The 10,493-nt window shown below is 34.8% G+C and carries 9 protein-coding genes; all 9 read left to right on the plus strand.

Going from position 1 to position 10,493, the window contains the following annotated elements; all coding sequences use genetic code 11:
* Positions 1–19 precede the first annotated feature (19 nt).
* From J2T03_RS01410 to J2T03_RS01450, 9 genes are read left to right on the plus strand one after another with little or no spacing between them, the layout of a single operon-like run.
* A complete protein-coding gene (locus J2T03_RS01410; protein ID WP_307209038.1) occupies positions 20–712 on the plus strand; it encodes a polysaccharide biosynthesis/export family protein in 693 nt (230 codons plus the stop codon).
* Positions 713–719: 7 nt separating this feature from the next.
* Positions 720–3,056, plus strand: a complete 2,337-nt coding sequence (locus J2T03_RS01415; RefSeq protein WP_307209039.1) for a GumC family protein — start codon at positions 720–722, stop codon at positions 3,054–3,056.
* Positions 3,057–3,058: 2 nt separating this feature from the next.
* Positions 3,059–4,027: an SDR family oxidoreductase gene (locus J2T03_RS01420; RefSeq protein ID WP_306843120.1), complete on the plus strand. Its 969-nt coding sequence runs from the start codon at positions 3,059–3,061 to the stop codon at positions 4,025–4,027.
* Between the two features lie 21 nt (positions 4,028–4,048).
* Positions 4,049–5,341: a nucleotide sugar dehydrogenase gene (locus J2T03_RS01425; RefSeq protein ID WP_307209040.1), complete on the plus strand. Its 1,293-nt coding sequence runs from the start codon at positions 4,049–4,051 to the stop codon at positions 5,339–5,341.
* 20 nt (positions 5,342–5,361) lie between these two features.
* Positions 5,362–6,480 (plus strand): non-hydrolyzing UDP-N-acetylglucosamine 2-epimerase, encoded by a 1,119-nt coding sequence (gene wecB / locus J2T03_RS01430; RefSeq protein WP_306843118.1) that lies wholly within the window; start codon positions 5,362–5,364, stop codon positions 6,478–6,480.
* A gap of 29 nt (positions 6,481–6,509) precedes the next feature.
* The gene (locus J2T03_RS01435) at positions 6,510–7,790 is read left to right on the plus strand and encodes a lipopolysaccharide biosynthesis protein (RefSeq protein ID WP_307211066.1); all 1,281 of its coding nucleotides are present in this window, start codon (positions 6,510–6,512) and stop codon (positions 7,788–7,790) included.
* Positions 7,781–8,332, plus strand: coding sequence for an acyltransferase (locus J2T03_RS01440; protein ID WP_306843116.1), 552 nt, complete (start codon positions 7,781–7,783; stop codon positions 8,330–8,332). Before J2T03_RS01435 ends, J2T03_RS01440 begins: the two co-directional genes overlap by 10 nt.
* Positions 8,332–9,411: a polysaccharide pyruvyl transferase family protein gene (locus J2T03_RS01445; RefSeq protein ID WP_306843115.1), complete on the plus strand. Its 1,080-nt coding sequence runs from the start codon at positions 8,332–8,334 to the stop codon at positions 9,409–9,411. Before J2T03_RS01440 ends, J2T03_RS01445 begins: the two co-directional genes overlap by 1 nt.
* Positions 9,401–10,483 (plus strand): hypothetical protein, encoded by a 1,083-nt coding sequence (locus J2T03_RS01450; RefSeq protein WP_306843114.1) that lies wholly within the window; start codon positions 9,401–9,403, stop codon positions 10,481–10,483. The genes J2T03_RS01445 and J2T03_RS01450 overlap by 11 nt, the downstream gene beginning before the upstream one ends.
* Positions 10,484–10,493: the final 10 nt, after the last annotated feature.

Below are 10,493 nucleotides of genomic sequence, written 5' to 3' on the forward strand. Positions count from 1 at the left end.
ATATATATCAAAACAGAATATGGAAGAAGAGGTTAGCAAAGCAAAATTTCAAGGATTGCATATTCAGGAGGGAGATGTTCTCATGATCCTTGTTTCTGCTCTGGACGAAATTGCTGTAAAGCCTTTCAACCTTAATACAGCCAATAAAGTAGGAAGTGATTCCGGCGCAGGAACCAGCCAATATGTACAGCCAAGCGAATATTTAGTAAATGAAGAAGGATTTATTTATTTCCCTGTAATAGGAAACGTATACGCCAAAGGAATGACTCAGATACAACTGAAACAGGATCTTGAGTCCCGCTTGAAAAAATATCTTACAGATCCTATGGTATCCATTACTCTGAAAAACTTTAACGTAAGTATTTTGGGTGAAGTAAAAGAGCCGGGTCAGAAACAAAGTGTTTCCCAAAAGGTGAATATTTTCCAGGCATTGGGACTGGCGGGTGATATGACTGATTATGGAGATCGTACGAATGTGAAACTTATCCGTACAGGAGATGATGGAGTAGACCAGATTGTCAACGTTGATCTGACAAGATCTGATATCGTAAGTTCACCCTATTATTATATGAAACAAAACGATATATTATATGTGCAGCCTGATAAGAATAAGCAGGTTCTGGCCAACACAAACCCGAACAGAGCTCTTACATTCCAGATTATTGGTGCATTATTAACGGCAGGTACCCTTATTGTTGCTTTAACAAGATAATAAAAATATGCAGCAGACAGAATTTCAGGCAAAAGAAGAGAAGTTGGATTTAAGAAAAACGATTTCTAAATATCTTTATAAATGGCCGTGGTTTATAGCATCTATGTTTGTTTTTATAATAGGAGCCTATATTTATCTTAGATACAGTGTTCCTCAGTATCAATCAAAGACTACCCTTAAATTTGATAAAAAAACAAATGATCTTTCTTCAGCTTTAGCTGATTTGGATAATCTGGGCATAGGTTTGGGTAATGCTGATGAACTGAAAAGCGAAGCGGCCGTAGTCAATTCACGACCTATACTCATGCAGGTTGTAAAAAATCTTAATCTTAATGTAGAATATTTTAATGCCGGAGAATTTAAAGATTGGCAGCTGTTTGCAGGTGCGCCTATCACAGCGAAAATATTAACTTATAATAAAAAGAAATTTGTTTCCTCACAATATACTATAGCAAAGATAAAGGGCGATGAATTTACCCTTCAGAATGAGCAAAAAGGGAATGTAACAGGGAGATTTAATATTCCTGTAAAGCTTGATTTTGGAACAGTAGTATTGCAGAGAAATTCTACTCTTATACCTAAATCAGAATATAAAATCATTTTTTGGAATCCCATTGAAAAAGTAAAAAAACTTGAGAAAACAATACAGGTTAGTTTACCGGATGAAAAAGCGATGTTGATGGAAATCAGTCTTATTGCGTCACTTCCTGAAAAATCAGAGGCTATTCTTAATGAAGTGACCAAACAGTATAACCTTGATGGGCAGAGAGATAAAAATCTGCAGGCACAGAATACGCAGGAATTTATCGATAAAAGACTGGAGGTAATTACGAAGGATCTTTCAGGAGTAGAAAATCAGAAGGAAGATTTCCAGAACCGTAACCGGATTGTGGATCTGCAGGCGCAGGCAGAATTGGCTCTTCAGAATACAAGCGAAAATACTAAGGTTCTTCTTCAGCAGCAAGCCCAGCTTGATCTTCTAAACTCTCTTGCTGCAGAAGCCCAAAAAGGGAACAGTCAGCTTATGCCTTCTAATTTGGGGCTTAATCCTTCACTGGAACAATCCATTTCTCAATACAATTTACTTCTTATCAGCAGAAACAAAACCCTTAAGCAGGCAACCAATGAAAACCCTGCTGTTATAGAAATGAATAGGGAAATTGCTTCTCTGAAGAACATCATTCGTGATAATATCAATGAGCAGAAACAAACAGTACAGACGGGTATTGCTCAACTTCAAAACCAAATTACAAGCAGTAATAATGTCATAGAAAAGGTTCCTGGGCAGTCTAAAATATACAGAGGCATAGAACGTCAGCAAAATCTTAAAGAGCAACTCTTTCTATTCCTTCTTCAAAAAAGGGAAGAAAATGCGATCAATCTGTCAGTAGATGTACCAAAAGCCAAAATCGTGAACCCTGCTTTTACGGAAGATATTCCGGTGTCACCTAAAAAAGATATTATTTTTCTGGGAGCTTTTCTCCTGGGAATATTAATTCCTTTTGCCATTTTCTATGTGCTATTCATGCTGGATGATAAAATTTACAGCAGAGAAGATATTAAGGCACGTTCTTCATTAGGGGTGCTGGTTGATATACCGTCACTTAAAGATAATGAAAACCATTTGGTGCAGAAAAACGACTTTTCAGAGCTGGCGGAAGCATTCAGGGTTCTTGTTTCCAACCTTAAATTTGTTTTACCGGTAAAAAATTCTGCCAAAGTAATTATGGTAACTTCTTCGGTAAAAGGTGAAGGAAAAACTCTTGTATCTGTTAATCTTGCACTTACCATAGCCAATAAAAATGGAAGAGCCCTTCTGATTGGTTCAGATATCCGTAATCCTCAAATTCAGCGGTATGACAATGAACCTACTAAAAGAAAAGGACTTACAGAATTTTTATATGATGATTCGGTAGATGTAGAAGAACTTATTCATACATCAATTACCAATCCTTCCTGTGATGTTATTTATGCTGGTGCTATTCCTCCCAATCCTCAGGAATTGCTTTCTAATGGAAGGTATCAAAAGCTTATTGAGCAGATGTCCTCTCAGTATGCTTATATTATTATAGATTCCGCACCGCTTATGCTGGTTTCGGATACATTGAGTATTGCAGATACAGCAGATGCAACATTATATGTCGTAAGATCTGGAGTATCAAAAAATATATTGATAGATTTTGCTAACGATCTGGTAAGAGACTCTAAACTGACGAATGTATCTTTTGTCGTTAATGATGTTTCAAAACGGGCAGGAGGCTATGGGTATAACTACAGCTACGGCTACGGTTACAGCCAGACCAAGGATAAAAGCAGTTGGTGGAAGAAAATTTTTAAATCATAGAAATGCATAAAATTTTAATTACAGGAGGAGCAGGATTCATAGGTTCCAACTTAACGGAATATTTTTTAAATAAAGGACATCATGTTGTCTGTTTAGATAATTTCGCAACAGGACATCGTCATAACATTGAGCCTTTCCTTGGAAATCCAAATTATAAGCTTATTGAAGGTGATATCCGTGATTTGGAAGTTTGTCAAAAAGCAGTAGAAAATGTAGATTATATATTACATCAGGCTGCATTAGGTTCTGTTCCAAGATCAATTAAAGATCCTATTACAAGTAATGATGTGAATGTTTCAGGATTTTTAAATATGCTGATTGCTGCACGTGATGCCAATGTAAAACGTTTTGTATATGCTGCTTCATCATCTACTTATGGCGATTCTGCATCATTACCTAAAGTGGAAGATGTAATCGGGAAACCGTTGTCACCATATGCCATTACTAAATATGTCAATGAACTCTATGCTGATGTGTTTGGTAAAACATACGGAATGCAGTGCATTGGTTTAAGATATTTCAATGTATTTGGACGCAGACAGGATCCGAACGGGGCTTATGCCGCTGTAATTCCTTTATTTGTGAAGCAGTTAATCAACCATGAATCACCTACCATTAACGGTACAGGAGATTATTCACGTGATTTTACATACATCGATAATGTCATTCAGATGAATGAGCTGGCGATGCTTACCGAGAATCCTGAGGCAGTGAATACGGTTTACAATACAGCAGTGGGTGACCGTACAACATTGAACGATCTGATTGGATATCTTAAAAAATATTTAAGTGAATTCGATGAAAAAATTGCTGACGTTAATGTCATTTATGGTCCAAACCGTGTAGGGGATATCCCGCACTCACTGGCATCCGTTGAAAAAGCAGCAAAATTATTAGGATATCAGCCTACCCATACGATAGAAAAAGGATTGAAAGAAGCTATCAGCTGGTATTGGGAAAATTTAAAATAAACAAGTTTAAATCGAGTCTTTGTGGAAAAACAATATAAAATTGCCGTTATCGGATTAGGATACGTAGGTCTGCCTTTAGCACGATTATTTGCAACCCAGTATCCGGTTGTAGGTTTTGATATCAATCAGAAAAGGATTGAGGAATTAAATACTGGTGTAGACAATACTTTAGAAGTAGAAAACGAAGTGTTGAAAGCTATATTAAAACAGGAAAACCCTTTTCACCAAACCAGTGAAAAAGGATTGTACTGCTCTGCTGATATCAACGACATTCAGGATGCGAACATCTATATCATTACCGTTCCAACTCCGGTTGATAAGCATAACCGCCCCGATCTGACTCCGTTATATAAATCATCGGAAACTGTGGGCAAGGTATTGTCAAAAGGAGATATTGTAATTTATGAATCTACTGTATATCCGGGTGCTACCGAAGAAGAATGTATTCCTGTTCTGGAAAGAGTTTCAGGATTAAAGTTCAATCAGGATTTCTTTGCGGGATATTCTCCGGAGCGTATTAATCCGGGTGATAAGGAACATACGGTAGAGAAAATCTTGAAGGTGACTTCAGGTTCTACACCGGAAATTGGAAAAGTAGTAGACGCTTTATATAAATCTGTGATCATTGCCGGTACTCATTTGGCTCCGACTATCAAGATTGCGGAAGCAGCTAAAGTTATTGAAAACTCACAGAGAGATATTAACATTGCTTTTGTGAATGAGCTGGCAAAAATTTTTAATCTTCTGGAAATTGATACCCATGCAGTATTGGAAGCTGCAGGAACAAAATGGAACTTCTTGCCTTTCAAACCTGGTTTGGTAGGGGGGCACTGTATTGGAGTTGATCCATATTATCTGGCTCAGAAAGCACAGGAAAACGGTTATCACCCGGAAATCATCCTGGCAGGGCGCCGTCTTAACGACTCCATGGGGCAGTATGTGGCTTCCCAGCTCGTGAAAACGATGATTAAAAAGAAGATTACAATCAATGGTGCCAGAGTCTTAAACTTAGGAATTACTTTTAAAGAGAACTGTCCGGATGTACGTAATACCAAAGCGGTAGATGTGATCCGCGGACTTGAAGATTATGCTTTGCACGTTACTACTTTTGATCCTTGGGCTAAGCCTGAAGAAGTAAAACATGAGTATAACCTGGATGTGACCAACGAGATTCCGGATGAAAAGTTTGATGCAATCATTCTTACCGTTGCCCACAAGGAATTTATGGATATAAACCTGAATCATTACCTGAAGGAAGAAGGGATTGTTTATGATGTAAAGGGAATCCTGAAAGAGTGTGATGCTAAATTATAAATATTTGCTTACTTAAAATTATGAAGAGAAAACATCTAATTGTTTTTGGAACAAGGCCGGAAGCTATAAAAATGGCACCTCTGGTAAAAGAATTTCAAAAAGAAGAGTTATTTGAGACTAAAGTTTGCGTTACAGCTCAGCATAGAGAGATGTTAGATCAGGTTTTAAGTTTTTTTGATATCAAGCCGGATTACGATCTGGATTTAATGAAGCCTGGTCAGAATTTATATAATTTAACAGCTGATATTATTATCGGGCTTAAATCTGTTTTAGAAGATTTTAATCCTGATTATGTTTATGTACATGGGGATACAACTACCACAATGGCGACCAGTATTGCAAGTTTTTATTCCGGAGCTAAAGTGTGCCATGTAGAAGCAGGATTGAGAACACATAACAAGAGATCTCCATTTCCGGAAGAAATAAACCGACAGGTTGCGGGTCGTATTGCTGATTACCATTTTGCTCCGACTGAACAGTCAAAGCTTAATTTATTAGCAGAAAATACCAAAGAGGAGAACATATTAGTCACAGGAAATACTGTGATAGATGCATTATTCTATAGCTCTGCAAAAGTAGAACATATAGTTAATAAAGAAATAGAAGTACTTAGGTCTGGCATAGATCTAACCAAAAAAATTATACTTGTTACCGGACATAGGCGGGAAAATCACGGGCAGGGGTTTATTAATATTTGTGAAGCGTTAAAAGAAATAGCTGTTACAAATCCAGATGTTCAGGTTATTTATCCTGTACACTTGAATCCCAATGTAAAAGGACCTGTTTACGAAATTTTATCTGAAGTTAATAATGTAATATTGATAGAGCCTTTAGCATATCCGGCATTTGTATGGTTAATGAATCAGTCTTATATGATCATTACTGATTCCGGAGGTATACAGGAGGAAGCTCCAAGCCTTGGGAAACCGGTACTCGTAATGCGTGATACTACTGAAAGACCAGAAGCGGTTGATGCAGGGACGGTTATTCTGGTAGGTACTGATAAAAATAAAATTGTTTCAGAGGCACAAAGTTTATTAAATGATGAAACACGTTATCAGTCCATGAGAGAATTGCATAATCCTTATGGTGACGGAACTGCATGTGAACGCATTGTAAATTTTATAAAAAATAAATAATGAATATATCTTCTCTTCTAAAAAAGAAGATGTTTAAGGAAACTTTAACTTATTCCATAGGAAGCTTTGGATCAAAGATTCTTTCATTTTTATTAGTCCCTTTTTACACTTATTTTCTCACTAAAAAAGAATTGGGAGAATATGACTTACTGTTAACAACAATAAGTCTTTTTGCACCTTTAGTATCATTACAGATTTCTGATGCAACTTACAGATGGTTAATTGATAAAGAATATATAAGCGAGGTCCAAAAGACAAAAATTATGACCAATTCCATAATAACATTATGTATAGGTTATTTTATTTTCTTTATTGGTTTTTCCATTTATGTCTTTTTTAACAGCTTTCAGTATCAGGGATATTTTATAATGCTGATTTTTCTGAATTGTTTATTGCCCTTACTGCAAAGTATTCTGAGGGGGCAGGGAAATACAAGGCAATTTGCTATAAACGGAATTTTAACTACTTTTTTAATAGTTGTTTTTAACGTAGTTTTCATTTATATATTAAAATTAAATGTTGAGGGTGTTTTTATAGCCAATATTGTAGCGTATAGTATTGCATGTGTCATGATCCTTTATAAAGTAAAAATCATGACCTATTTCAAGTTTAAATATTGGGATCCTGTGCTTATAAGATCAATGGTATCCTACTCTTTACCATTAATTCCCAATTTAATGAGCTGGTGGGCAATATCATCTGCAAGCAAATTCATCATCTTGCATTATATGGGTCCTGAAGGAAACGGATTATATGCGGTAGCAAGCCGTTTTCCAGCGTTGCTTTTAGTGATCAACTCCGTTTTATTGCTGCCTTTGCAGGACCGGATTTTAAAGGAAGAAGATAATCTGACTTTTAATAGATTACTGGGTAAGTTTATCATGTTTGAGATGGCTTTGGCTTTTACTCTGGGTATTTTATCTCCTGTTATGACTAAAATATTGGTTTCCAAAGAATACTTTGAAACCTGGCAATATATGCCGTATTTATATTTAGGAGTAGGATTCAATGCAATTGCAGGTTTTCTGGGATTAAAATATCAGAAAGAAAAAAATACATTGAAAATCACAATGACTACATTGCTTGGGGCTATTGTGTCAATAGCATTAAGTATTGTTTTAATACAATATATAGGATTGCAAGGAATCTCCATCTCATTTTTATTAGGATTTCTGGTGGTTTTATTGGTGCGGTATATTGATATATACAAAAAAGACGGTTTTAATTTTAGGTTTTTTATGATCATATTATTACCTGTAGCTTGTTATTTAAGTATTTTATTAATCAAAAAAGCTATATCATGTTTTTAATTGGAAAATTAAATAGAATTCTCGACCAGATTAAGTTTAATAAAACCAAAAAAAGATTAAAACATTTTGGTGAGCTCAATGATATCAATCCCAATATCAGATTATTATTTCCTGATAGAATTTCAATTGGATCATATATTTATATTGGTCCTAATGCCGATATAAACGGACTTGGAGAGGTTGAAATAAATAACGGGGTAATCATCGGACCTAATTTAATAATTCATTCTGCAAATCATAAATTCAGGGATTCTAAATTTATTCCTTATGATGAAACTTTTGAATTTAAAAAAGTGAAAATTGAAGAAAATGTCTGGATTGGAGGGAATGTAATCATTACCCCCGGGAGCCAGATCGGAGAAGGATCTATTATCGGTGCCGGATGTGTTGTTTCCGGAAAGATACCGCCACTTTCAGTTGTTGTAGGAAATCCTTGTAAAATAATTAAATCAAGAGATGCTGAACATTATTACAGGTTAAAATCTGAAGATGCTATTTATCTGAAAAATAAATTATTAAAAAATATCAAGCCAAAAATATAATGAATATATCAATAAAAGGAGCATATGGTGATAGTAATTTTGGCGATGATTTGTTAATGATCGTGTTTGAGGACTTCATCAAAGCCAATTTCAAAAACAAGTCCCTAAATTTTATTGGGGCCGAAAATAATTATGTTTCAAAATTTTTAAGTGACTCTTCATATAATAATAATCAGGAAGATAATTTGTTAGTTTATGGTGGTGGAACACAGTTTTTCTCTTTTATAGAAAAGTCTACGTTTAGAACTAAACTAAAGAATAATATTTCTAATAACCCGGTTAAAATATTAAAAAAGGTATTACAGAAGATTAGCCCGGGTAATGATACAGTAACCAGCTGTGAAAAAGCTTTTTTGGGCTTTGGATTAGGTCCGTTTAATAATAATGTACAAGCTATAGAATTTGCAAAGAATCAATTAAAAGATTCTCTTTTTACTGGTGTTAGAGATCAAATTTCTTTTAATTATTGTAACGATTGGAATATCAAATCATTCTTGGGTGCTGATGTGGTGTTCTCATCCTATTTTAATAGACATATTCAAAACGTTTCAAAGACTGAAGATACCAATAAAATAGGAATTATTGTGAGAGATTGGGACTGGAAAAATAGTTCGGTAGATTATCAGGATCAGCTGATCAGTTTCGTAAATTCTAATCCACATCTTGATGTAACGTTTATTGTATTTGCAAAAGATAAAGACCCGAAGTGGTTGAAAAGAATACAGGATTATAAAAGCATAGTCTGGCATCCTGAAACAATGGAAATAAGCGATTTTATAGAAACTTTAAATTCGTTTTCTACATTCATTACTGCGCGATATCATGGAGCTATCATTGCAGGTTTATTAGGAAAGAAAGTAATCTGTGTTGAAATAGAACCTAAATTAAGGATACTTACGGAGCAAATTCCCTCATTTGCTTTATGGGATAATCATTTCGAAATCGGTAAGCTCGAAGATTTATTAAAATCGGATTTAGAAGATGATCATCAGAAATATATTTCAGCTCTCAGATCGAAAGCAGATGATATGTTGAATCAATTTGTAAAAAAATATAATAGCAAATTTAATGGAGAATAAAGAAATTGTGATTGTTCATAAAACCTGCGTTTCAGATTACCCTCCTTTACTGGCTTTTATAAAGTATCTGAACAAAAATGGTTACAAAATACATCTTGTTTTAGGTTTTGAAAAAGGAAACCTGATAGACGAGCTGGATAGTCTTTGTTATAAAGTTCATTTAACCCAAATAAAACCTTCATCCAATAAGTTTTTATACTGGTTTAAGATCAGAAAAACTTTTTGGAAAATTATAAATGAAAATCAGTATCAGGATAAATTGATCTGGATTCCGGCAGCAGACACCACATTGGCCTTAGGGAATAAATTATTGTCACTAAATTATGTGCTTAACTTATATGAGTTGTTTGATTATGCACCCCGCTACATAAAAGGTCTTGAAAAATTTGCAAAAAATGCAAAGCTGGTTATTTGTTCAAATTTAGATAGAGCAAATATACTCCGGGTTTGGTGGAAACTGTCCAAAACTCCGGATGTTATTCTAAATAAACCTTATTCAGATTTATCTCAAAGACATCTTCCCCTGACAGATGAACTGTCTAAACTGTTGGAACCAGTAAAAGAAAAAAAGAAAATTATTTATCAGGGAGTTATTTTTCCTGAAAGAGAATTGGAAGGAATCTGCCGCTATATCAATCAGTCAGAAGATTTTGCATTGATCATAATGGGTAAGGAAACAGAATATTTGAGAAAACTGCAGGCCATCTGTCCTTCTATCATCCATATTCCGTTTGTTGCACCTCCTTATCATTTACATGTAACCAGTCACGCAGATATTGGTATACTAACTTATGATCACTCTTCTTTAAATAATATATTTTGTGCGCCAAACAAGCTATGGGAGTTTTCAAATTTTTCTATACCCATGATTGGGAATGATATTCCTGGGCTTATTAATACGATTGCAGCAAACAGAATGGGAGAATGTATTGATTTTCAAAAAGAGGATCAAGTATCTGAAACTCTGCACAGTATTGTAGAAAATTATACAGAATATTCACAGAACGCTAAATCATTTTATACCAGTTATAATTATGATCATGAATTAGACAACATCATGCAGAAATTGTAGAAACAGAGAA

It is taken from the genome of Chryseobacterium lathyri, assembly GCF_030812195.1.
GTDB classification, from domain to species: Bacteria; Bacteroidota; Bacteroidia; order Flavobacteriales; family Weeksellaceae; genus Chryseobacterium; species Chryseobacterium lathyri_A.